Here is a 24,303-nt window from a genome sequence, read left to right on the forward strand (position 1 = left end):
GTAATTATTTTTTAATTTTTAAATTAAGGTCACATGGAATACGCCATTCGAATAAAGAGCAAGGCTTATTTGTGAGTGATAATTTCATTTTCGGTTGCTGTGAATTTATTCTCATGGCTATTTCATAATTAAGATTTTCTGTAAAGTTACAAAAATGCTTGCATATTAATAATTTAGTAAGCAAAATATTTTCGAATTAACTCATAAAATTCGTTAAATATCAAAGCATTGCTTGCCATAATTTCTTTACCAAACAAATAATTGTTTCCTCCTTTAAAATCGCTTACTTTGCCTCCTGCTTGTTGAACTAAAAAAGCACCAGCAGCTACATCCCAAGCATGTAGGCTATATTCGTAAAATGCATCTACTCTACCGCAAGCCACGTAAGCTAAATCGGTAGCAGCACTTCCAAGACGACGAACACCATGACTGTTTTTAAATAAATAATCGAGCGTTTGTAACATCGACTGTATGCGGCTATAATCGTAATATGGAAAACCTGTTGCCACTAAGCTATCTTTGATAGTAGCAGCCTTACTCACATGAATTTCACGATTATTCATATAAGCTTTGCCACCTTTCCATGTATAAAAACATTCTTGTTGACCAATTTCGTAAATCACACCAATAACAGGTTCCTGTTGATGATACAATGCTACCGAAATAGCAACCGGCGATAAATGATGAATATAATTTGTTGTGCCGTCTAAAGGGTCAATAATCCAAGTAAATTCACCTTGTTGTTGAGCAATAGTTTCTTCTTCTGTAATAAAAACAGACTCTGGTAAGAGCTTCTTTAAACCTTCTACTAATTGCTGTTCGCTTTGTTTATCAACATAGGTTACAAAGTTGTGCAATCCCTTAACTTCAATATTGGTTTGTTGAAGCTTTTGCCATTCGCCTAAAATAAACTGGGCTGTTTGTTCAACCAGCTCACACGTCTTTTTACAAAGTATTTCGTAGTTTTTCATTATTCACTTTTAGCTTTTAAATTTCATTTACAACATTATTTCTCCTCTTACAGATTTCGATTCATCATCCCAATGCAAGAGTTTCACAGGGACAATAGTATTAATGACATCTGTATGAAAAGGAATAGAAACTTTGATATAATTATCGGTAAAACCCGATAACTGTTGATTTTTATTTTTGCGTTCTATTAACACTTGGCGAATAGAAAGCAAATTTTTATTCACAAACTGAAGATGTTTCTCGTTTGATAAGTCGTGCAATAATTTACTTCGATTTTTCTTAACTATTTCGGGTACTTTATTGGGTAAGGTAGCCGCAAGTGTTCCTTTTCGTTCCGAATACTCAAACACATGAAGATAAGCAAAATCTAATGAACGAAGCAAGCTAAGCGTTTCGTCGAAGTGCACATCGGTTTCGCCAGGAAATCCAACAATTACGTCTATTCCGATACCTGTTAAAGGGTCTTTATCTAAAATATATTGAATTTTATCGATAAAAAGCTTGGTATCGTATCGTCTTTTCATCGCTTTTAAAATATCGTCTGAACCTGATTGTAAGGGAATGTGAAAATGAGGCACAAAACGTTTTGAGCTTAACACAAAATCGATAATCTCGTGGGTTAACAAATTGGGTTCAATCGACGAAATACGATAACGTTCAATATTTGTTTGCCGTTCTAAAGCTTGAATTAGATCAAAAAAAGTCTCTTGAGTTGTATGACCATAATCGCCGATATTGATACCTGTTAAAACCACTTCTTTAATACCATGTTGAGCTATTTCATTTGCCTGTTGGACTATCTCATCGACAGAAGCATTGCGACTACGTCCACGAGCAAAAGGAACTTTGCAATAGGCACAAAAATAATTACAACCATCTTGCACTTTCAGAAACGAGCGGGTTCTATCGCCCAACGAATAAGCTTTGAAAAATGATGTTTCATGTTCTTCTTGCTGAATATTTTTTTGTTTTGATATTTGTTTTAAAAAATTATTGAATTGTGCTTTCTCGTCGTTACCAAAAACAAAAGTAACCCCTTCTATTTTTTCCAAGCTTTCGGGGTCAACATCGACATAACAGCCTGTAACAAATACTTTGGCATGAGGATTTTTACTTTGCAGATGTCGAATAGCATAACGTGATTTTTTGTCGGCAGTTTGAGTTACCGTACAGGTATTAATAACAATTACCTCCGCTTTTTCAACTTCGGAGGTAACTTTATATCCATTTTGTTCGGCTATGCGCTTTAAAGTAGAGGTTTCGGTAAAATTAAGTTTACACCCAAGGGTGTTAAAATAAATAAAGGGCATTTTTATATTAATTATCCATGGCTTTTACAACTTCATCTGTCATTTCGAGGTTATGCCATACATTCTGAACATCGTCATCTTCTTCGAACTCATCAATCATTTTTAAGACTTTTTGAGCAGCTTCCACATCGAGCGTTTTATAATCGTTAGGAATACGGCGTAATTCTGCATTTTCGGGTTCTAATCCCATTTCTTCGAGCTTTTTATTCACTTTGCCAAAACTTTCCATCGGGCAAGTAAGAACTAAAACATCATCGTTATCTTCAATATCTTCAATACCAGCATCAATAACTTCGAGTTCAAACTCTTCCATATTTTTGATTTGATTCTTAGGAAGGGTAAAAACACCTTTACGTTCAAACAAAAAGCTTAATGAGCCATTGGTACCCATGTTGCCCCCACGCTTATTGAAAATTGCGCGAATATTGCTTACTGTGCGGTTATTGTTATCGGTCAAACATTCAATAAATATAGCAACTCCACCTGGTGCATAACCTTCAAATGTTACTTCTTGTAAATTGGAACCTTCAGAGTTTGCTTTATTGATTGCTCGTTGAATGTTGTCCTTGGGCATATTTGCACCCTTAGCATTTTGAATAGCAATACGAAGACGAGGATTGGTTTCGGGATTGGGACCACCTTCCTTAATAGCAATTTGAATTTCTTTGATTATTCTAGAAAAGATTTTAGAACGCTTTGCATCTAAAGCTCCTTTTTTACGTTTAATGGTTGACCACTTATTATGACCTGACATAAATTGTTAGTTTTTAAATTAAGACTGCAAATTTGCACAATTATTAGTTAAATTCAAAATCCATTTATCATCATAAATGGTGTACTCATAATTTCATTTGTAAATAAAAAATTTGTTTAACCTTATCTTAAAGATACATATCAAGTGTCTGACTCTGTAAATATTCTTTAAATTCCTTAGCCATACGCATCGTTACATTGTTCATAATACACCGGTCGAAATTACAAATTTCTTTATCTAAAGGGCATTTATTAATTTCGAGCGTTCCTTCGATGGCTTCATATAAATCTAAAAAATTTACATCTTCGGGCTTTTTTCTTAAAACAAAGCCTCCTGTAGGACCACGTTGTGAATACAGAAATCCAGCCTTTACAAGTCGCTGAAAAATTTTAGCAACATGATGTTTTGAAGTATCGGTATATTCAGCAATCTCCTGAACATTCACAGGATGTTTACTACGAGCAACTATAATCATTCCGTGTAAGGCTATAGAAGCAGCTTCGGTAAGTGTAACAATTTTACCCATATAAAAAAATATTTGTAGTAATTGATTACGCAAATGTACAAACAATCTTTTATTAAAACAATTATTATTTTTGCCACATGGATTTTTTTATTATTTTAATCGTTGCTATAAGTCTTAGCTTTGATACTTTCGCTATATCGGTTTCAAGTGGCATTGCTTATCAGGAAATAAAGTTTTTGGAAGCATGTAAAATAGCCTTAACGCTCGCATTTTTCCAAACTCTTATGCCCTTTGCCGGATGGAGTTTTGGCATACAAATTCGTTCCTATATCGAACATATTGACCACTGGCTTGCTTTTGGCTTACTTTTATTTTTAGGACTTAAAATGATTCGCGAAGCATTTAAAAAGAATGAACATAAAGAATTTAATCCCTTACATCCTTTTACTTTAATTACTATTGCAATTGCAACAAGTATCGATGCTTTAGCCGTAGGTTTTACATTCTCGCTTATTAATATTCCTATAATCATCGCTGGAATAATTATTGGAGGTGTTACATATATAGCATCTATGACCGGTATTCTAATTGGTAAAAGCCTTAAAACTCAAAATCCTGCCATTATAGATGTTATTGGTGGTCTCATTCTTATAGCTTTAGGCACTAAAATATTAATAGAACATTTAACTCGTTGATCATGAAAAAAATAAAAAATCCTTATTCTAAAATTGAAACATATAATTGTTTTGGCTGTTCGCCCAATAATCCCATAGGGCTTCATTTAAATTTTGTATTAGAAGACGACGAAGTAATTTGTAAGTGGACACCATCGCATTATTACGAAGGTTGGCATAATATTTTACATGGGGGCATTCAAGCTACTTTAATGGACGAAATTGCTAGTTGGACAGTCCTTTCACTACTAAGAACCTCTGGCTTTACTATAAAAATGAATATTCAATTGCATAAAAATGTTTTTATTAGCGATGGTGAAATAACACTCAAGGCTAAACTAAAAAATAAAAAACTAAATTTAGCCACAATAGAAACCCAAATCTTTAACTCTAAACAAGAACTCTGCACAGAAGGAGAGTATGTTTATTATGTTTATTCACAAGAAATTGCCAAACAACGTTTTCATTTTCCTGAAAACGAAGACGAGCTTTTTGAAGAATAATACCAGTTCTTTTTCAACCCCAAATAAAAACCCATAAGCGAAGGTAGTAAAATATTAAAAAACCATAACAACGTATAAGCCATAATAATCACTACATCATTTATATACAATTCAGTAAATATTAAGATTCCAATATTCGATCGAACCAACAATTCAGACAACGAAGTAGTAGGTATAATGGTAGTTAATAAAAAAGAAAGAGCAGCATAAGGTAAAAAATTAACAAAATGAAAATTTACACCTAGAGCCATAAAGAGTAAATACAATTGAAAAGTAAAAACCATATAACGAATCATTGAAAGTCCTATTAATCGAAGAATATCATAAAAAGTATAAGCTTTTACAAAATATACAAATGCTAACCATTTGTTAGGGCAAAAAAGACTTAAAAGACGAATTATCGGTTTAAAAAAAACAAATAACAAAACAGTAATAGTAGTTAATATTACAATATATAAAACAGGTACATAATAAAAAGAAGTAATAAATAACATTGCCCCCACCCCCATTAATAAAGTTACAGATAATTGTGCTAAACTTGCTAATAAAGACGACAAAATGCCTTTTACTCTATTGGATTTCGATAATACCATCACTTTTCCAATAAACTCACCCGTTCTGTTGGGAAAAATATTAGAAACAGCAACTCCCATCAATACTGCTTTAAATGAACTTAATAAAGAGATTGGTTCTATTGGTTTATTCACAAATTTCCATTTAACAGCTTCAATTCCCCAATTGGCAATAACTAAAACCAACACCCACATTAATATAAAAACATCTATGTTTTGAAGCAATACAGTTAAATGATTCCCATCTATTTTATTACTTAAAATATAAAATCGATGATAAAAAAAGAGCAGCGATAAAATAAATATCGTCCATGCCAGCAATTGATAACTATATTTTTTAAAAAAAGTTCTCACTCTGCAACAATTAACTTACCTGTACTATATGATTTTTGTTCTATTAAATAAGGCTTACCATATACATAAACATGTCCAGAACTAAATAAATTTGCCCCCACTTCTTTTTCTACATTTACATAAAAGTTTCCTGTCGATTTGTGTGTTATATAATTATATCCTGTTTTAAAATTACGTGCATGAATATAGCCATACCCCATTGCCCATAAAAAACATATCCCAGCCGACCCGCTAATATAAGTATCGCCTGTTCCTGCATTTTGAGAATACGAAAAATAACCACTTTTTACAAGTAATGAAACTTTTGAAATATCACTCCAGTTATCAACTCTTATTGTATCATTTCGTAAAGTATCTAATAAATAAAAATCGCCACTACCATATAAATCAATATATTTAAAAGCAGGCGAATATATATGAACTTCAATGCGTTTATATTTTCGCAACCAATTACATCGATTTAAATTAGTAATTGCAAGGGTTTCATTAGTTAACTCAGTTTTAATATAAGGTAAAAGCTTGCTTCCTGTTTTTATCACTACTTTAGTTTGGCTATCCAAATGCCAATATACATTCATCAAACTATTAATACGTAAACGCTTAAAATTCGAAAAATATCGAGTCTGTTGCGTCTCTTCGCCATACGAATGAAAGCACTTAGAACCCTTTTGACATGAACTTAAAAACAAAAATAAACATTCTACAATAAAAATAAAGAAAAAAATTTTTTTTATCACATCTTTTATCATTTTTAACTACTAAATTTGCAGGCTCAAAAAAAATGTAAATTTGGCTAAAAAATCTAAACATAAAAAGAATGTATTAAAAAAACTTATCATAATAATTTTTACCTTTTTAATTATTATTTTAGGCTCAATTGCTTACTCTTATTATAATAAAATTTACAAAGAAAATGTTCGTATAGATCTTAAAGACGAATTTGTTTATATACCAACAGGTTCAAGCTTCGAAGACGTAGTAAGAATCTTAACGAAAGAACATATTTTAAACGATATTGCCTCGTTTGAATGGCTTGCTGAGCTAAAAAAATATAACCAACACGTAAAACCCGGAAGATATCGAATAAAAAAAGGCATGAACAACAACGAACTTATCAATTTATTGCGAAGCGGAAAACAAGAGCCTGTAAAACTTATTATTCGTGGTTTTAGAAACTATCAGGTATTAGCAGGTTATATTTCGCACAAACTCGAAGCTGACTCCAACAGTATTTGCGAACTTTTCGAAAACGAACTGATAGCACAACAATACGGCTTTAACAAACAAAATTTTCTATGTATCATTATTCCCAATACCTACGAATTTTATTGGAACACTTCTGCTTCTGAATTCATAGAACGTATGGCCAAAGAATATAAAATTTTTTGGAACGATGAACGAAAAAAAAGGGCTCAAGAAATAGGTTTGTCGCAAACCGAAATTGCGATTTTAGCTTCTATTGTTCAATTAGAAACAAATAAAAAAGATGAGATGCCAGATATAGCAGGAGTCTATATTAACCGACTAAAAAAAGGAATGCTGCTACAAGCCGACCCAACGGTTATCTATGCTGTTGGCGATTATTCTATTCGCAGAGTAAAACAAGAACATTTAACTTACGACTCTCCCTATAACACATATTTATATAAAGGATTGCCACCTGGTCCTATTTGTATCGCTTATCCACATTCAATTGATGCAGTTTTACATTATAAATTGCATAATTTTTTGTATTTTTGTGCCCGCAATGATTTTTCGGGCTACCATGTATTTGCTAAAACATTAGAAGAACATTTAAATAATGCACGAAAATATCAACGCGAACTAAATAAAAAGAAAATATATTAACCTATGGTAAGAATTAAATTTGGTACCGACGGATGGCGAGCCATTATTGCTAAAGAATTTACAGTTGATAATGTTGTAAGAGTTACATTAGCAGTATCGCGTTGGCTCAAAGCCAAACACAAAAAACCGAGTGTTGTAATAGCTTACGATTATCGCTTTAATGGTAAAATATTTTCAGAAACGGTTGCTAAAATCTTAGCTAATAATGAAATAAAAGTTTTCTATTGCCCTATACCAACCTCAACCCCAGCTCTTTCGTTAGGTGTTGTTCAAAACAAAGCCAATTTAGGAGTAATGATTACAGCTAGCCACAACCCACCCGAATATAATGGATATAAGCTAAAAGGTAGTCATGGAGGTCCACTACTCGAAGAAGACACCAAAGAAATAGAAACACTTATACCTGATGATCACGACTTAATAATCGATTCACTTAAGTGGGAAGAATTTGTAAAAAAAGAAATTATCATTGAAACAAACCTCGAGGATGCTTATGTAGAACATGTTCATAAACATTTTAACATCGAAAATATAAAAAAATCAGGATTTAATTTTGCATTCGATGCTATGTATGGCGCTGGTCAAAATATTATGCGTCGATTATTTCCCGAAATACCTCTTTTGCACTGCGAAGCTAATCCATCATTCAAAGGCATACCACCTGAACCGCTATTAAAAAATCTTCAAGAGTTCAGTAATTTTATTGCCCATAATGGCAAAATCAATGTGGGGTTAGCTGTTGATGGCGATGCCGACCGCATTGCACTTTTTGACTCTAAAGGTAATTATGTCGATTCGCACCATATTATATTATTACTCACTTATTATTTAGCCTATTACAAAAAAATGACAGGCAAGGTAGTAACCGGCTTCTCAAGTACTGTTAAAGTTGAAAAATTATGCGAAAAATATAATCTACCTGTACAACGTGTTCGTATAGGATTTAAAGATATTTGCAAGGTTATGCTCCACGAAGATGTTTTAGTAGGTGGCGAAGAATCGGGTGGAATCACCATTAAAGGGCATATACCCGAACGCGATGGCATTTGGATGGGGCTTACCATATGGAATGCATTGGTTGAAAGTGGCAAAACACTTGAACAACTCATCGAAGAAATTTATGCAATAACTGGTAAATTCTATTACTCACGCTACGATTTGAAAGTAGATGAAACTCTTAAAAAAGCGGTTATAAATGCTTGCAAAAACGAAACATTCACAGCTTTTTCAGGTGAAAAAATTATTCGCACCGAAACGCTCGATGGTTACAAATATTTCTTTAACGAAAACGAATGGCTTATGATTCGTCCTTCAGGTACAGAACCACTTTTACGCATTTATTCAGAAGCTTCAAGTCCCGAAAGAGTAGAAAATTTTATAAAATCGGGTCTAGAAAGTGTACAAAATTTGAAAATTAAATAATTTATTGTATCTTTGCACCCGCAAATTCTTCTATATGAAGAATAATTTTTGGAGAGATGGCAGAGTGGTCGAATGCGGCGGTCTTGAAAACCGTTGTGCTCGCGAGGGCACCGGGGGTTCGAATCCCTCTCTCTCCGCAAAAAAAGAGACTAATTCAAGATAGAGTTAGTCTCTTTTTTATTTTTAAAATTTAAGTCATAACTTGTATCAGCAAAATGAAAAGATGGCTATTTCATATAATCATAACGATAATCAATTGGTGGTAGCAACGTTTCCTTAATGGTGCGTGGACTAACCCAACGTAATAAATTCAGGTGACTACCGGCTTTGTCATTCGTTCCTGAACCACGAGCCCCACCAAATGGTTGCTGCCCAACCATTGCTCCCGTCGGCTTATCGTTGAAATATAAATTACCCGCTGCAAAACGCAAGGCTCGGCATGCCCGAATGGTAGCATAACGGTCGTATGAAAATATACTGCCCGTCAAAGCATAAGGCGAAGTTTGGTCAACAAGTTGTAGAGTTTCATCAAATTTATTGTCTTCGTAAACATAAATAGATAATACAGGACCGAATATTTCTTCTTCCATGGTTTTAAAATGCGGGTTCTTAACTTGAATTACGGTAGGTTCAATAAAATAGCCTTCCTGGTCATTGCCTTTACCACCAAATAAAATTTCAGCCTCATTCGATTTTTTGGCATATTCTATATAAGTCATAATTCGGTTAAAAGCCTCTTGGTCAATTACTGCATTCATAAAATTATTCAAATCGTCCACACCACCCATTTTTATGGTTGCAAGTTCATCAAGCATTTTCTGTTTAATGTCGGTCCATAACGTCTGCGGAATGTAAGCTCTCGATGCTGCAGAACATTTTTGTCCTTGATATTCAAACGCTCCGCGGATCATTGCGGTTACAACTTCTTCTATATTAGCCGATGGGTGAACCAAAATAAAATCTTTTCCTCCTGTTTCGCCAACAATTTTAGGATACGAACGATATTTTTCGAGGTTTTGATTGATTTGTGACCACAAACCTCTGAAAGTTTTAGTAGATCCGGTAAAATGAATTCCGGCAAATTCTCGATGGCTCAATACGATATCGCTAATCACTTGCCCTTTACCCGGAATAAAATTGATAACTCCATCGGGCAAACCAGCTTCTTTAAATATTTTCATCAACAAATAATTCGACAATAAAGCAGTTGTTGAGGGTTTCCACACAACCGTATTACCCATAAGTACTACCGATGCGTTTAAATTAGCCGCTATTGCTGTAAAATTAAAGGGTGAAATACTGTAAATAAAACCTTCGAGTGGACGGTACTCTACCCTATTTATGACCTCCTCGGTAGTTACAGGTTGCGATTCGTAAATTTTTGAAGCAAAATAATTGTTGAATCTCAAATAATCAATCACTTCGCATGCCGCATCGATTTCTGCTTGAAAAGCATTTTTCCCTTGTCCATGCATCGTTGTAGCATTGAGTAAATAGCGATATTTCTTACTAATAAGTTCTGCTGCTCGTTGAAAAATTGATGCACGTTCTACCCACGATAATTCCATCCATGATTGTTTAGCGTTCAGGGCTGCATCGATTGCCATTTGCACATGTTCGGGCTGTGCCATATGATACTCAGCCAACACATGACGATGGTTATGCGGCATAACCACTTTCCCTTTTTGACCGGAATAAATTTCTTTTCCACCAATAATTAACGGAATTTCAACTACTTCATTTTTCACTTTGTTGAGTGCTTCAATTAATAAAGCTCGTTCTTTTGAACCTTCTGCATAATTAATAAATGGTTCATTTTTAGGTTCTTTGAATTGATATATTGCATTATTCATAGGTGATATTTTTTTTGACAAAGATAATTATTTTTATTTAGACTTATTCTATTTTTAATAATTTTATATTTTTTTAATAGACTAAATGTTTAGTTTGAAAATAGTTATTGGTATAACCAAAAACATCACCTATTTTTGTTTCATTTTAAAATGCGTACTTATGCTGGAAGATTACTTTAAACCATATAGAAATAATACCATTGGTATAGACCAAACTTACGAAACGCCTTATGGAACAAAAAAAATCATTTATGGCGATTGGATAGCAAGCGGTCGGTTATATAAACCCATAGAAGATAAAATAAGCTACGAAATAGGTCCTTTTGTTGCCAATACGCACACCGAAACAAGTGAAACAGGACGAAGATTAACCTTGGCATATCACGAAGCTCAACACATTATAAAAAAGCATGTAAATGCAGGTCCCAACGACGTTATCATCAGTGCAGGCTCAGGCATGACGACCGTTATCAATAAACTTCAACGCATCTTAGGTTTTCGTCATTGTGGAATAGTGATGAACAAACAATGCTTAAAAGAACGTGAACGCCCGGTAGTGTTTATAACCCATATGGAACATCACTCCAATCATACCTCTTGGTACGCAAGTGTAGCCGATGTTGAAATCATTAAACCCACCAACGACTTACTTGTAGATTTAAACGACTTAGAAGAAAAACTCAAAAAATACAAAGACAGAAGCTTTAAAATAGCATCGGTTACAGCATGTTCTAATGTTACGGGCATACGCACACCTTATTACGAAATAGCTAAAATTATGCATCAACACGGTGGCTTATGCTTTGTCGATTTTGCTGCATCGGCACCCTACGACGAAATAAATATGCATCCATCCGACCCTTATGCTAAACTAGATGCTATATTTTTCTCACCACACAAATTCTTAGGTGGCCCGGGTTCAAGCGGAATTTTGATTTTCGACCGATCTATGTATCATAATACCATTCCCGACCAACCAGGTGGAGGCACAGTCGATTGGACTAATCCATGGGGTGAATATAAATTTGTGGACGATATTGAAGCACGTGAAGACGGAGGAACACCAGGATTTTTACAAACCATTAAAGCAGCCCTTACCATCAAATTAAAAGAACAAATGACCATCGAAAAAATCAATACTCGCGAACATTATATGGTCGAATACATGATGCCACGCCTACAAAACATTGAAGGGATTCAGATACTTGCCCATGAACATCATCATCGTTTGCCTGTTTTTTCATTTTATCACCCCAATATACATTACAACCTAATAGTAAGACTATTAAGTGATTTACATGGGATACAAGTAAGAGGTGGATGTGCCTGTGCCGGTACTTATGGACATTATCTTTTAGAAGTTAGCTATGAAGAATCGAAAAAAATAACTGAAAAAATAAATCATGGCGATTTATCCGAAAAACCAGGTTGGGTTCGATTATCGTTACATCCCATTTTATTAGATAACGAAATGGATTTTATTATCGAAGCGATAAAAGACATTGTAAAAAACTATAATACCTATAAGAATAATTATCAATACCATTCGAAAACTAATGAATTTATATATACAGGACATCCATTTGAAAACGAGCATTATATTGATCAATGGTTTAAATTTTCTGAAAAATAACTTTTTAAGTTTGTTAATAACTTGTTTATAGTTTTTAATCAAAAAAATAAAAAATCATGTATTTTATAACTTATCTTTGCCATACTAACCAATTTAGTAATCCTTATGAATCAAATATCAACTATCCTCTTAGGATTACAATTACCCTCAAAAATTAATTTACAAGAAATAAGCGATATCATTTTTAATTTTAATCAAAATTTAGTTAACCAATCAATTGGCAAAATACTTAAAGCCACAATTCATAAAAAAATTCAAAGCGATAAAAATATTTTAGTTATAAATATAATGCCATGTAACAGCCCTACATTTGATCACATCTTACAAAATTTTACTAATTTGAAGTTTTTTAAACGTTACATTATTACTGAAATTCAAAACTTAAAAAAAGACAATATACCATTAGACACATTTATCGAATATATTGAAAAATCAAAATTAATTTTTTTCCCTATAAATAGCATTCCTCAATGCATTATTAAAGCTATCTATCAACATCTTTATGAAATTTCTGGAGATATAATTTGGTTCAATTATAAACCTATTCGCATCGATAAAGGTAAATATTATGCTCGTCAGCTTTATTGTGAATTAAATTTAGATTGTATTAAAACTCCAGATGGTTATAAAATCCCTAGCGATGCTATTATTCATGTAGAAGCCGATAATCTTTTACCTCAATATCATAATAAACAAATAATTCTTGCTGTAATAGAAGAACACGAAAACAAAAAAGTTAGCGAATTACTAACTCAAAATTATATTATCATCAATAACTAACTTATTTGCCAATACAAAAACGGCTAAATATTTCATTCAATACTTCTTGCGAAGGTATTTCTCCTATGACTTGCGACAAGTGCATATTTACCATTTTTAATTCTTCGGCTAATAAATCGGTTGCAATATTATTTATTATAGCCTCTTTAGCATTTTGAGCTGCTTGCAGAGCTAAAATTAAAGCATTATATTGACGCGCATTTGTAATAATATTTTCACTCCCAGTTACATGTAACGATTGAACAAAATCATACATTTCATCCATTAACAACTCTATATGAAGTTTAAATTTAGCAGAAATAGCAAATACTTTAGGAATTAACTGATTTATTTTTAATGTTAATTCACCTAATTCTGAAGCAGAAACTTTATCAATCTTATTCAAAACTACCAATAATTGTTGTCCTTGATGAAGTTGATTTTTCCAATAATCAATAGAAGATTTAATAACATCCCATTTATCATTGGCATTTACTAATAGTAAAAGTAATTTGGCTTCGGAAGCTTTTTTTATGGCTAACTCTACGCCAATTTGTTCTATTTCATCAGTAGTTTTTCTAATTCCCGCTGTATCTATAAAACGAAAAGTAACACCCTTATAAGTAAAAGAATCTTCAATAACATCACGAGTCGTTCCTGGAATAGACGAAACTATTGATCGCTCATCATTAAGCAACGCATTCATAAGAGTCGATTTACCCACATTTGTTTCGCCTACAATAGCAATTAAAACACCTTTTTTTATTGCATTTCCATAATCGAATGAAAGTGAAAGTTTATGAATTCGCTCAATAAAATTGTTTAATAAATTCAAAATTTTATCTCTGCTAGCAAATTCAACATCTTCTTCCGAAAAATCAAGTTCTAATTCAACTAACGATAATAACTGTAATAATTTTTCTTTTATCAATCGTATTTCGTTTCCAATACCCCCTCTCATTTGTTGCATAGCAATAGTATGCGAAAGACTATTACTCGAAGTAATTATATCATGAACCGCTTCGGCTTGCGTTAAATCCATTTTACCATTTAAGTAAGCTCGCAACGAAAATTCGCCAGGCTGAGCTAAACGAATGCCATTATTTTGTAAAACTTTCAATATCTCTTGTTGAATATACAAGGATCCATGTAAATATAACTCAACTAAATCTTCTCCAGTATAGGATTTAGGAGATCTAAACAAGGCTAATAGACCATCATCGAGTAATTTTTGATCATAATGTATTTCAATACGATACAATTGGCTTGTTTTACACTTATTTATATTAATTTCTGAATTTTTAAATACGATTATCTTCGATAACTTATCAATAATATTTGAACCACTAATACGAATAATTGCAATAGCAGATTGAACTCCACCAGTTGCTATTGCACAAATATCATCTGTTTGATACATCTTTTTTGCTACAAAGTTAAAAATAAGGAATGATATTTTTCTTTTTTAAAAAATAAAGATTTATTACTTTTGAACAGAATTTTAAATTATGAGTGTATTAGTCAATAAAAACTCACGTGTTATTGTTCAGGGATTTACTGGAACAGAAGGTAGTTTTCATGCATCGCAAATGATTGAATATGGGACCAATGTGGTTGGGGGGGTTACACCTGGCAAAGGAGGCACTTTACATCTAAATAGGCCTGTTTTCAATACGGTACACCAAGCAGTTAAAGCTACCGGAGCCGATGTTTCAGTTATTTTTGTACCCGCTCCTTATGCTGCTGATGCTATTTTAGAAGCTGCCGATGGCGGCATTAAAGTCATTGTTGCCATTACCGAAGGCATACCTACTCAAGACATGATTAAAGTTAAAGCATATCTTAAACACAAAGATTGCAGGCTTATTGGTCCCAATTGTCCGGGTATCATCACTCCGGGCGAAGCAAAAGTAGGAATTATGCCCGGTTTCATTCATCAAAAAGGAATCATTGGAATTATTAGCCGAAGTGGAACTCTTACATACGAAGCCGTTGACCAAGTCACCAAATTAGGCTTAGGTCAAAGCACATGTATAGGCATTGGTGGCGACCCTATAATTGGTACTACTACTTTAGAAGCTGTAAAGCTTTTAATGGCTGACGAAGAAACAAAAGGAATAATTGTTATAGGCGAAATTGGTGGTCAAATGGAAACCGAAGCCGCTTTATGGATAAAAGACCATAAAACTAAACCTGTTGTCGGTTTTATAGCTGGACAAACAGCTCCAAAAGGTAGAAGAATGGGACACGCAGGTGCCATTATTGGAGGGGCAGACGATACCGCTGCTGCAAAAATGAAAATTATGCAAGAATGCGGCATAGCTGTGGTTCAGTCGCCTGCTCATATCGGAATAACAATGAAAAATCAATTAATTAAATAAGAAATTTAATATGGGATTATTAACAGGAAAAGTTTTAGTTGTAACCGGTGCCTCCAGAGGCATTGGACGCTCCATTGCACTTAAAGCAGCTCAAAATGGAGCCGATGTTGCATTTAGCGACCTTAAAGTTGATGATAATTTATTATCGCTCGAAAAAGAATTAACCGCTTTGGGCGTAAAAGCAAAAGGTTATGCTTCAGATGCTTCTAAACACGAAGATTCACAAAAATTTATCGACGAAGTAATAAAAGATTTTGGTAAAATTGATGCATTGGTAAACAATGCCGGTATTACACGCGATGCGCTACTCATGCGAATGACTGAAGAACAATGGGACTTAGTAATAAATGTCAACCTAAAATCGGTATTCAACTTAACCAAGGCTGTTCAAAAATACATGCTCAAACAAAAATATGGTTCTATTATTAATATAAGTTCAGTTGTTGGTGTTGGAGGTAATGCAGGACAGGCAAACTATGCAGCTTCTAAAGCGGGCATTATTGGCTTCACCAAATCTATAGCTAAAGAACTAGGTAGTAGAAACATTCGTTGCAACGCTATTGCACCTGGATTTATTGAAACAGATATGACAAAAACCCTTCCTCAAGAAGTAGTTCAAGGATGGTATGATAAAATTCCATTGAAACGTGGTGGTACACCTGACGAAGTCGCCAATGTAGTTGTCTTTTTAGCAAGCGATTTATCTTCTTATATTTCAGGCCAATGCATTAACGTTTGTGGTGCTATGCAAACCTAATCATTACTAAACATCATTAAACTATTAAGCCTTGATGATTCATTCTCAAGGCTTTTTTATTAAACAAAGAAACTAATAAACAAATAAATATTTAAAATTGACACAAATGCCCCTATTAAAAGCAAAATTGTTTTCTGAAACATGGTATTTTTGAATTTTCCCATCACTTTTTCGGAAGAAGTTAAATAAACCTGTAAGAAAATAGTAAATGGTAATTGAACACTCAAAAGCATTTGCGACCAAATTAACCCTTGAAAAGGGTTTGAAATAAATAATATAATAAGAATAGCTAAAATATAGGATATTGCTACTCCTAATTTTGAATGATTATCTTTAATATCGTATGGTTCTTTATGCATTCCTGCAAAGATTATCCCACCAGCCATACCAGAAGTAATAGATGAAGCTATACCTGAAAATAAAAGTGCAACGGCAAATATGATGGAGGCGTGCTTACCCAATAAGGGAGTTAATAAGTGTTGAGCTTGCTGTAATTCAACAACAGGCGTATGCGAACTGTAAAAAACCGAAGCAGCTAAAATGACAATAGCAGAATTTATTGCCCAACCCACTATCATGGACAATAATGTATCGATAAACTCAAATTTCAATTGCTTTTTAATTACTTTTTCCTCTTTCAAATGCCACTGTCGGCTCTGAATAACTTCTGAATGTAGGTATAGGTTATGAGGCATAACTACAGCACCTAAAATACTCATAATAATAACAATTGAGCCATTGGGAAAATTTGGCACAACCCATCCGGTAGCAGCTTGCCCCCAATCAACATCAATCAATGTCAATTCATATATAAATAAAATACCAATAATAGAAACAAAAGCAATAATCCATCGTTCAATCAATCGATATGAATTGGTATAAAGCATAATCATAGCAAAAGCCATCATCATAATTGAACCTATCTTAATAGGGATCCCTATTAGCATGTATAAGGCAATGGCTCCACCCAAAATTTCTGCCAATGAAGTGGAAACAGAAGCTAGCATGGCTGAAGAAAGCAACCATCGAGCAAATTTGGGTTTAGTATAAATGGCAGCAGCTTCTGATAAACATAAACCTGAAACTATACCAAGGTGAGCCACATTATGTTGTAGAACAATTAAAATAATTGTTGAAAGCGTAACCACCCAAAGTAACGTATAACCATACGAAGCTCCTGCAGCTAAATTCGATGCCCAATTACCCGGATCAATAAAACCAACTGTAACTAATAAGCCTGGACCAATATATTTGAATATATCAAGAGCCCCCAAAACAGGTCTGTAACCTTTTTTATCTATATTTTTCGAAAAGCCAAACATCCTTTATTTTATCTATTACTTTTCATTTCATTAAGTCTGCAAAGTTATAAATAATAAAACATAAAAAAACGCCCCTATTTGAGGCGTTTTTTTTAACATTATGATAAAAAAGAATTTTATCTAATAACCTTAAATTTCCAACTATGTTCGTTGTTAGAAATAGTTAAGAAATAAACACCTTGAGGTAAATGAGCTGTAGGTATTACAGTTTTTATCTCACTAATATTTGCATACGATTGTAAAGCAATAGTTCTTCCATCAACAGTTGTTAAATTTATAGTATAATTGCCTTGTGGCAAAGAGCTTGCTATAACGTTTAACTGAACTGTTGCCGGTGTCGGGTAAACCATAATATTTTGATATGGATTCGGAGTAACGCCAACCTGATTGCACACAAAAATGGAATCGGTTGCCGAACAAGTACCATTAGTTACCGTTACATAATACCAACCAAAAGCAGGAGCATCGAACATAGCGTTACTGCCTGTGATTGTTCCAGTTTCATTGCTCCAATGATACGAATCGTAAGGATATGGGTTATTTTGTAATGTCAAAGTGTAAGGCAAGAAAATGGGGTCAACACAAACGGTATCGCCACCGGATATATTAACCGTCAATACATAATGAACAACTGTATGTAAAACACTATCGTTCGAGGTATTGTAATCGGGAGCGTAACGAATCCAATATCTGAATAAATAAGTCGTTAATGCAGATAAATCAACATGCTGATTAAACGTATATTGAATAGAATCGCCTGCGTCCAATGGGCTAGATAAGCTTAAAAATTCTGCAACCGGTGTATTATTATTCAACTGATACCAAACATTTATTACTTCTCCGGCGTTAATAGATTGCGATGCTACGTTTTTAATCCAAATAGACAATGCTTCATCGTTGGTTAATCCACAAAGATAAGAAGTTGTGCTATCGATTGGCTTAACAAGAGCCACATCCGAAGGTTCAAATATTTTAAAATCGTCAAATGCAAAACCTTCGTATGAATTAACAGAGGCATCCGATCCAAAAACAATTCTAAATTTAACAAGGGGTTGTCCTGCCAACGATGCCACCGAATGCATACTTGTTACCCAAACAGCATTAGTACCTCCCGACCAACCATCTTGAGAACCAGAAAATAATAATCCGTTTATTGAATTATCGTTATACCAATTGTTGGGGTCGCCTAACACACCTATATGCTGCCATGTTAATCCACCATCGATAGATGCTTGTAAAGCAGCTCCATCATAACTACTTTCAGAATGAACAATTCTTTTTAACGAAACAAACGGATTAGTTAAAGTACTAAAATTAAAACAAGGACTTTCTATCCAACTGTTTTCGTTATTATTATAATTACCTGTCAAATTGGTAACCCAAGCATGAGTTCCCGAAGCGGCAGAATTAATAACAGTTCCAGCAGGCACACCATATTGCCATGAATTATTTACCCCACCTGAAATCCAATAACCATTATTCGCTTCAAAATCATCAAAATAAGGATAGGAAGTTATAAAAGGAGAACTACCTACTTGTTTCATTATTGTATCATTAGTATGATCTTGGTCGGCAACATCAATGGTATATGCTTTAATGTTATATACACCCGGAGTAGAAAAGTCGTAAGTAGCTGTAAAAGTGTATAATAACGAGTCACCTGGATTTAAAGTTGTTGCTATTGTTTCGATAACCGGTGTTCCATTATTAATGTTATATGCAGCCTGAATATTAGAGTAAGGTTGCGAAGCCAAATTCTTTATTTTAATCGTAATAGGCTCTGTAGTTGTCATACCACAACCCGTAACAGGCTGTGTAATTTGTGTTACAGCTAAGTCTAAAGTAGGTATCGGTTCGTAATTAAAATCATCGATATAAATGTAAGTATAAGTTGATTGAGTGGCATGCTTAAAAGCAATATATTCATCTGTTCCATTGTAATTTAAGAACGATACAACTTTTTCATTCCATACGGTACTACTTGGAATAGAAATAGTATCAAAAGGAGTGAACGTATTTTCATTATCGGGATTAGTCATTGTTCCAACAACCAATTTTTCAGTTGTATTACCTTTTAATTTAAAACGAATGCGATTTAAATGTGAAGGCAAATCGCTAAAACGTGGTGAAACTAATAACAAATGAGTTGTAGCACCCTGTGAACTTGAATTATATAAAGCCGCACAATTAGGTGAACTACTTGGCGATGAAGTCGATGTTTGAACATAAGCTGATGTTGTTGAAGCAATTACTTTCTTTGTCCAACATAAGGGTAAAGCAGGTGTAGTTACACCATCAAAATTTTGTGAATATGTAGCCGTTGTAGCATCGCAAGGTACATAGAAAACAAATGGTCCTGCCCAGAAACTAGTATCGCCAGCTCCACAAATAGAACGCACATAATAGCTATAATAGGTTCCCGATGATAATCCCGATATATTTACAGGATTTGTAAATGCTAGCTGGTTGGTACCTGAACCTAACGTAAATCCTTGTAAACCGTATTGTATTTGCCACTGAGTAGCACTACCCTGCTCTGTCCAACCTAATGTAGCCGATGATGATGTTTGATTGCTAACGGCAAGATTAATGGGTTTTGGACAAGTAACTACATGTATATCAATATCGTCAATAGCAATAGGTGGCTGATAATTAACATAAGCGTCATTGCGCCAAGTAAATATTAAACGTTTAATACTATTTGCAACGGTGTTATCAAAAAAGATAGTGTCAGTTTTCCAAGTAGAATTTTGATTATAATATTGCTTACCAATCTGATTTTGGGTAGGCAATGTTCCGGCTGTAGGTTCATATGTGGTGTTTTCTAAAAATACACGCATATAATCATATGAGCTCTCGCCTGTACCTTTCCACTTAAAAGTCATGACAAACTCAGAACCAGCTGGGAACTGAATATCGCGATATATATGCGATACACTCGTTACAGTTCCATCGTAATTATTGGTACTTCCATTTGTATTAGAAATGTAAGCCCCCTTTGTAGGACTAGCAAAAGCTGCTGTACCGGTAAACCATTTATTTGCTTGTGTGCCATTTACTACCGACCATCCGTTGAAATCATTTTCAAAATCCCATACATAAGGTAATGTTGCTGGGATTTGAGTTGTAGTAAAACTAATTGGACCAAGCCATAAACTCGAATCAGAAGCGTTACATTGAGCTAATACATAAGCTTGATAAGCAGTAGATGGATTTAAGGTTGTAAGATTATACGTTGTTGTATTTACATTTTGTATAAGACTGCCCGTACCATGAGTAAAACCTGCAGGTCCGTATTCAATATCCCATGAAGTTTCGCTTCCGCCAGCTGTCCATGATAAGGTAGCACTAGTTGCCATAACATTACTAACTTGTAAATTAGTTGGTTTTGGACAGGTCGGAATAGGTTCGTAACTAACATCATCAATATAAATATATTGATTGGTCATGCCTAAACCATGTTTAAAGGCTATAAATTGATTAGAACCATTATAATTGTTGAATGCTACTGTAAATTCTTGCCAATCAGTTGTCAATGTCATTATGGTTTGATAATTTGAAAATGTACCAGGGTTACCGGGATCAGTCATAGTTCCAACATATAATACTCCGGTGCCAGAACCTGCCATTCTTGCCTTGAAAGTGATTTGCGTTGTATGTGTAGGTAAATCAGAAAACTGTGGACTAATCAATAAAATATGTGTAGTTGATCCCGATGCAGTTGAATTGAATAATTGGGCACAATTAGGAGCAGTGCTTGGGGTTGTAGTGGTAGTTTGAACGTTAGGAGTACCGCCCGACGACATTACAATCGAAGTCCAACAATTGGGTAATGCAGGAGTGGTTACACCATCAAAATTTTGAGTATAAATAGCAGTTACAGCTCCACATAATGTTGTGAAGGAATATGGTCCTGCCCATGTTGAGGTATCGCCAGCACCACAAATTCCTCTAACATAAAAGCTATATGATGAAGATGACGTTAAACCTGTTAAATTAAAAGTAGGACTACTTATATTATTCACTAAGGTACCATTACCTAAACTGAATCCGGCATTTCCCCATTCTAATTGCCACTGGGTTTCGCTTCCACCAGCATTCCATGTTAAATCGGCAGAGCTTTGAGTAATATTTGCTGCAGCTAAATTGGTAGGTTTAGGACAGGTTAAAACATAAAAACGAATATCATCAACAGCGATTGGAGGTTGAGTTCCAAGGCTTCCATCATTATACCAACTAAATACAAAACGCTTGGTTTTACCGGCAAGTGTATCGGGTAACTGTATAGAAGCAGTTTGCCAATTATTTTGCATATTGTAGGTTGAGCCAAGTTGTGTAGCAGATAATTGAGTCCCAACTACAGGACTTTGCGAAGTAGGTATCATATATACTTTTAAATAATCGAATGAAGCGCTTTCGCCATAACCTTTCCATGCAAATTCAAGCGTCAAGGGATTGGTCGTATTTGGGAAAGTTACATCGCGATACATATGTACCACCGATGCTAATGTAATGTTGTAATTATTCGAAACACCATTATCATCAGAAATGTAAACGCTATGAGTACCACTATATGCCGTTGCCGTTCCATAAGACCATTTGTTTGTAGCAGTACCATTCATTAAATTCCATTGTTCAGTTCCTGTTTCAAAATCAATAAAATATGGAAGTGTAGCAGGTATTTGAGTGGTAGTGAAATTTTTCGGTGTTGACCATGGACTTAAGTCGCCACCTCCGCAATCAGCCTGTACATAAAAGGTATAAGCTGTGCCGGGATTTAATCCGGTTAAAGTATATGGATTGGTAACACCATTAATTACAGTACCTGTACCTTGAGTAAATCCTGCAGGTCCATATTCAATATTCCATGAAGTTTCAGAACCTCCGGGCGTCCATGCTAATTGAGCAGTAGTACCAGTAATATTGGATACAGTTAAATTAATAGGATCTGGACAAGTAGTAAGTTGCTTAATTGTTACATTATCAATAAATAAATCATTATCGGCATTGGATACAGTTGACTCACCATAAAAACCTATTCGCACAATACCAGTATAAGCACTTAAATTTATAATAACATGTTCGCCCGTTGTAGAAATATTATTATAAACATTAGCAGAACCTTGATTATCCCATTGCCTTAAAATATTGGTAGTTGTCCATGTTGTGCCTCCATCAGTAGAAATCACTACTGCAAACTTATCGTCAGTACCTGATGTGCCAGCAGGATTGGTACTACTATAAGCTGTCAAAGCTAAGTCGAATTCTAATTTATAATGATTAGTTCCATTACCTAAATCAATATTGGGAGTTATCAGCCATTCATATTTATTTGTGCTATAGATATTTACACGTGCAGCACCTGTTGTACCGTTATTACCAAATCCATCTGCAATCCATGCCGAAGTTGTTGTTGATGTAAAATTGGTCGTAGTGGCTAATTGTCCTTGAGCCCTCATCCAACAGTTGGGTGGAAAAGTAGAACCACTAAAATCTTCTAACCATGGGAATGTTGAAATTTCTGCACAAGGAGTTGAAAAGCTAAAATTTGACCATGCACTTGTATCGCCCACACCACATATAGCACGAACATAAACCTGATAATTGGTAGTAGGCGTCAAACCTGTTATTTGATAATTGGTAGTTGTAATATTATTAATTCGAGTGCCAGTACCTAAAGTAAAACCTTGTATGCCATACTCTAATTGAAATTCGGATGCCGAAGATGTCCATGATAAATCAACAGATGTTGCCGTTAAATTAAAAAAATTTAATGCAACCGGAGCAGGACATGATGAAGGTGTCCATCTAAAAGTTGTACCGCTTGCTGGATATACTGTATTAGAAATGGTGCAGGTTGCGGTATTAGTTGTTCCAGCTGTAGTTGCTGACCAATCGGTTGTTGTTGTTCGAATGTTGAAATCAGTTGAAGTTGTTCCTCCTAAGCCTACTTGTGGAGTAGCAAATGTTGTATTATTGATCATTGAGCCATAAACTATCTCAACAACATTGGTTGTTTCGTATAAGCGAATTTGAAAATTAAAATTATCACCCGAAGCGCCGTATTTTCTATATTTTTTCCATTGAACTACTAATACTCTGTTAGGAGCAGTTCCGATTGTTTCATAACGAATTTCACCGCCCGATTGTGATTGTAAATCTCTAGCAAAAGCAGCTATTCTAGAACGCAAATAAGCTGGAGTATTAGTCGCAGTAGAACTTAAAGGGGCATAACTCGAAGTAGAATTAATATCAACCGAAGGAGTTAAACTCGAACTACCTAAACTTATCCAACCATTTGCATTTACAGCAAAACGATCAAAATCGTAACCATTAAAGTGAAAGGTAAATCCAATTGGAAGTCCTACGCCTGTAAGTATTGATGTACTACCAAATGGTGCGGTAACATCTACAAATCTTTGATCGTCAGTAGAAGCATCACCTAAAACAGTTCCACCTGTAATTTCAGTATAAGTTCCAAGTTGATACGAATAAATCATATCCGAAACTTGTCCTTTTAATATAGTTACCTGTAGCAATAATGCCGATAACCACAATACTACTTGTTTTTTCATATACATAAAGTTTTAAAATTTGAGACCTTTGCAAAATTATATTATTTTTTTGATATATCAAAAATATTTGCCTAAAATTGAATTTTTAAGGTAATGATTCAAATTGCAGGACGATTTTATTCAAAAAAACATCTTTTTTAAAGCCAAA

General features: G+C 34.2%; 18 protein-coding genes and 1 tRNA gene. 9 read left to right on the plus strand and 10 right to left on the minus strand.

Annotated elements, in window-relative coordinates; all coding sequences use genetic code 11:
* Nucleotides 1–173: 173 nt before the first annotated feature.
* The 4 genes from HPY79_09900 to HPY79_09915 form a co-directional block, all read right to left on the minus strand.
* A complete protein-coding gene (locus HPY79_09900) occupies nucleotides 174–971 on the minus strand; it encodes an inositol monophosphatase (GenBank protein NSW46112.1) in 798 nt (265 codons plus the stop codon).
* A gap of 27 nt (nucleotides 972–998) precedes the next feature.
* On the minus strand, nucleotides 999–2,282 hold the full coding sequence (gene mtaB / locus HPY79_09905; protein ID NSW46113.1) for a tRNA (N(6)-L-threonylcarbamoyladenosine(37)-C(2))-methylthiotransferase MtaB: 1,284 nt from the start codon (nucleotides 2,280–2,282) through the stop codon (nucleotides 999–1,001).
* 7 nt (nucleotides 2,283–2,289) lie between these two features.
* Nucleotides 2,290–3,036: a YebC/PmpR family DNA-binding transcriptional regulator gene (locus tag HPY79_09910; GenBank protein NSW46114.1), complete on the minus strand. Its 747-nt coding sequence runs from the start codon at nucleotides 3,034–3,036 to the stop codon at nucleotides 2,290–2,292.
* A 127-nt stretch (nucleotides 3,037–3,163) separates the two neighbouring features.
* Complete coding sequence (locus HPY79_09915; protein NSW46115.1) at nucleotides 3,164–3,562, minus strand: Rrf2 family transcriptional regulator; 399 nt, start codon at nucleotides 3,560–3,562, stop codon at nucleotides 3,164–3,166.
* Between the two features lie 77 nt (nucleotides 3,563–3,639).
* Here HPY79_09915 and HPY79_09920 point away from each other — a divergent pair, with 77 nt between their 5' ends.
* Together HPY79_09920 and HPY79_09925 are read left to right on the plus strand one after the other, a co-directional pair.
* Complete coding sequence (locus HPY79_09920) at nucleotides 3,640–4,197, plus strand: manganese efflux pump (GenBank protein NSW46116.1); 558 nt, start codon at nucleotides 3,640–3,642, stop codon at nucleotides 4,195–4,197.
* Between the two features lie 2 nt (nucleotides 4,198–4,199).
* Nucleotides 4,200–4,679 (plus strand): PaaI family thioesterase, encoded by a 480-nt coding sequence (locus HPY79_09925; protein ID NSW46117.1) that lies wholly within the window; start codon nucleotides 4,200–4,202, stop codon nucleotides 4,677–4,679.
* Here the strand turns inward: HPY79_09925 and HPY79_09930 are convergent.
* On the minus strand, nucleotides 4,640–5,605 hold the full coding sequence (locus HPY79_09930) for a flippase-like domain-containing protein (GenBank protein ID NSW46118.1): 966 nt from the start codon (nucleotides 5,603–5,605) through the stop codon (nucleotides 4,640–4,642). The two genes, HPY79_09925 and HPY79_09930, sit on opposite strands and share 40 nt — an antisense overlap.
* Nucleotides 5,602–6,342, minus strand: a complete 741-nt coding sequence (locus HPY79_09935) for a DUF2807 domain-containing protein (GenBank protein ID NSW46119.1) — start codon at nucleotides 6,340–6,342, stop codon at nucleotides 5,602–5,604. Before HPY79_09935 ends, HPY79_09930 begins: the two co-directional genes overlap by 4 nt.
* 52 nt (nucleotides 6,343–6,394) lie before the next feature.
* Here HPY79_09935 and mltG point away from each other — a divergent pair, with 52 nt between their 5' ends.
* The 3 genes from mltG to HPY79_09950 all read left to right on the plus strand — a co-directional run bounded on the left by mltG (nucleotide 6,395) and on the right by HPY79_09950 (nucleotide 9,012).
* Nucleotides 6,395–7,453, plus strand: a complete 1,059-nt coding sequence (gene mltG, locus HPY79_09940) for an endolytic transglycosylase MltG (GenBank protein ID NSW46120.1) — start codon at nucleotides 6,395–6,397, stop codon at nucleotides 7,451–7,453.
* A gap of 3 nt (nucleotides 7,454–7,456) precedes the next feature.
* Nucleotides 7,457–8,875: a phosphoglucomutase/phosphomannomutase family protein gene (locus HPY79_09945; GenBank protein ID NSW46121.1), complete on the plus strand. Its 1,419-nt coding sequence runs from the start codon at nucleotides 7,457–7,459 to the stop codon at nucleotides 8,873–8,875.
* Nucleotides 8,876–8,925: 50 nt separating this feature from the next.
* Nucleotides 8,926–9,012: transfer RNA gene (locus tag HPY79_09950), tRNA-Ser, on the plus strand.
* Nucleotides 9,013–9,102: 90 nt separating this feature from the next.
* Here HPY79_09950 and pruA read toward each other — a convergent pair.
* A complete protein-coding gene (gene pruA / locus HPY79_09955; GenBank protein ID NSW46122.1) occupies nucleotides 9,103–10,728 on the minus strand; it encodes an L-glutamate gamma-semialdehyde dehydrogenase in 1,626 nt (541 codons plus the stop codon).
* Between the two features lie 160 nt (nucleotides 10,729–10,888).
* On the opposite strand from pruA, the gene HPY79_09960 reads away from it, so the two are divergent.
* Together HPY79_09960 and HPY79_09965 are read left to right on the plus strand one after the other, a co-directional pair.
* Nucleotides 10,889–12,361 (plus strand): aminotransferase class V-fold PLP-dependent enzyme, encoded by a 1,473-nt coding sequence (locus tag HPY79_09960; protein NSW46123.1) that lies wholly within the window; start codon nucleotides 10,889–10,891, stop codon nucleotides 12,359–12,361.
* 105 nt (nucleotides 12,362–12,466) lie between these two features.
* Nucleotides 12,467–13,141: a hypothetical protein gene (locus HPY79_09965; protein NSW46124.1), complete on the plus strand. Its 675-nt coding sequence runs from the start codon at nucleotides 12,467–12,469 to the stop codon at nucleotides 13,139–13,141.
* A gap of 1 nt (nucleotide 13,142) precedes the next feature.
* On the opposite strand, the gene mnmE is transcribed toward HPY79_09965, so the two are convergent.
* Nucleotides 13,143–14,540 (minus strand): tRNA uridine-5-carboxymethylaminomethyl(34) synthesis GTPase MnmE, encoded by a 1,398-nt coding sequence (gene mnmE, locus HPY79_09970; GenBank protein NSW46125.1) that lies wholly within the window; start codon nucleotides 14,538–14,540, stop codon nucleotides 13,143–13,145.
* 88 nt (nucleotides 14,541–14,628) lie between these two features.
* Here mnmE and sucD point away from each other — a divergent pair, with 88 nt between their 5' ends.
* Together sucD and fabG are read left to right on the plus strand one after the other, a co-directional pair.
* Entirely contained in the window at nucleotides 14,629–15,501 is an 873-nt protein-coding gene (gene sucD / locus HPY79_09975) for a succinate--CoA ligase subunit alpha (protein NSW46126.1), read from the plus strand.
* Nucleotides 15,502–15,511: 10 nt separating this feature from the next.
* Entirely contained in the window at nucleotides 15,512–16,258 is a 747-nt protein-coding gene (gene fabG / locus HPY79_09980; GenBank protein ID NSW46127.1) for a 3-oxoacyl-[acyl-carrier-protein] reductase, read from the plus strand.
* A 59-nt stretch (nucleotides 16,259–16,317) separates the two neighbouring features.
* Here the strand turns inward: fabG and HPY79_09985 are convergent, their stop codons facing one another.
* Both HPY79_09985 and HPY79_09990 read right to left on the minus strand, forming a co-directional pair.
* Nucleotides 16,318–17,580: an Nramp family divalent metal transporter gene (locus HPY79_09985; protein NSW46128.1), complete on the minus strand. Its 1,263-nt coding sequence runs from the start codon at nucleotides 17,578–17,580 to the stop codon at nucleotides 16,318–16,320.
* 116 nt (nucleotides 17,581–17,696) lie between these two features.
* A complete protein-coding gene (locus HPY79_09990) occupies nucleotides 17,697–24,155 on the minus strand; it encodes a fibronectin type III domain-containing protein (GenBank protein NSW46129.1) in 6,459 nt (2,152 codons plus the stop codon).
* Between the last annotated feature and the right edge of the window lie 148 nt (nucleotides 24,156–24,303).

The sequence above is a fragment of the Bacteroidales bacterium genome (assembly GCA_013314715.1).
Lineage (GTDB): Bacteria > Bacteroidota > Bacteroidia > Bacteroidales > GWA2-32-17 > Ch61.

Bases quoted from the DNA above. Each gene is read 5' to 3' on its own strand.
- HPY79_09960 (NSW46123.1), top strand. From the start codon at position 10,889: ATGCTGGAAGATTACTTTAAACCATATAGAAATAATACCATTGGTATA.
- mnmE (NSW46125.1), bottom strand. From the start codon at position 14,540: ATGTATCAAACAGATGATATTTGTGCAATAGCAACTGGTGGAGTTCAA.
- HPY79_09925 (NSW46117.1), top strand. From the start codon at position 4,200: ATGAAAAAAATAAAAAATCCTTATTCTAAAATTGAAACATATAATTGT.
- HPY79_09945 (NSW46121.1), top strand. From the start codon at position 7,457: ATGGTAAGAATTAAATTTGGTACCGACGGATGGCGAGCCATTATTGCT.
- HPY79_09985 (NSW46128.1), bottom strand. From the start codon at position 17,580: ATGTTTGGCTTTTCGAAAAATATAGATAAAAAAGGTTACAGACCTGTT.
- mtaB (NSW46113.1), bottom strand. From the start codon at position 2,282: ATGCCCTTTATTTATTTTAACACCCTTGGGTGTAAACTTAATTTTACC.
- fabG (NSW46127.1), top strand. From the start codon at position 15,512: ATGGGATTATTAACAGGAAAAGTTTTAGTTGTAACCGGTGCCTCCAGA.
- HPY79_09920 (NSW46116.1), top strand. From the start codon at position 3,640: ATGGATTTTTTTATTATTTTAATCGTTGCTATAAGTCTTAGCTTTGAT.
- HPY79_09915 (NSW46115.1), bottom strand. From the start codon at position 3,562: ATGGGTAAAATTGTTACACTTACCGAAGCTGCTTCTATAGCCTTACAC.
- pruA (NSW46122.1), bottom strand. From the start codon at position 10,728: ATGAATAATGCAATATATCAATTCAAAGAACCTAAAAATGAACCATTT.
- HPY79_09910 (NSW46114.1), bottom strand. From the start codon at position 3,036: ATGTCAGGTCATAATAAGTGGTCAACCATTAAACGTAAAAAAGGAGCT.
- sucD (NSW46126.1), top strand. From the start codon at position 14,629: ATGAGTGTATTAGTCAATAAAAACTCACGTGTTATTGTTCAGGGATTT.
- HPY79_09990 (NSW46129.1), bottom strand. From the start codon at position 24,155: ATGAAAAAACAAGTAGTATTGTGGTTATCGGCATTATTGCTACAGGTA.
- HPY79_09965 (NSW46124.1), top strand. From the start codon at position 12,467: ATGAATCAAATATCAACTATCCTCTTAGGATTACAATTACCCTCAAAA.
- HPY79_09900 (NSW46112.1), bottom strand. From the start codon at position 971: ATGAAAAACTACGAAATACTTTGTAAAAAGACGTGTGAGCTGGTTGAA.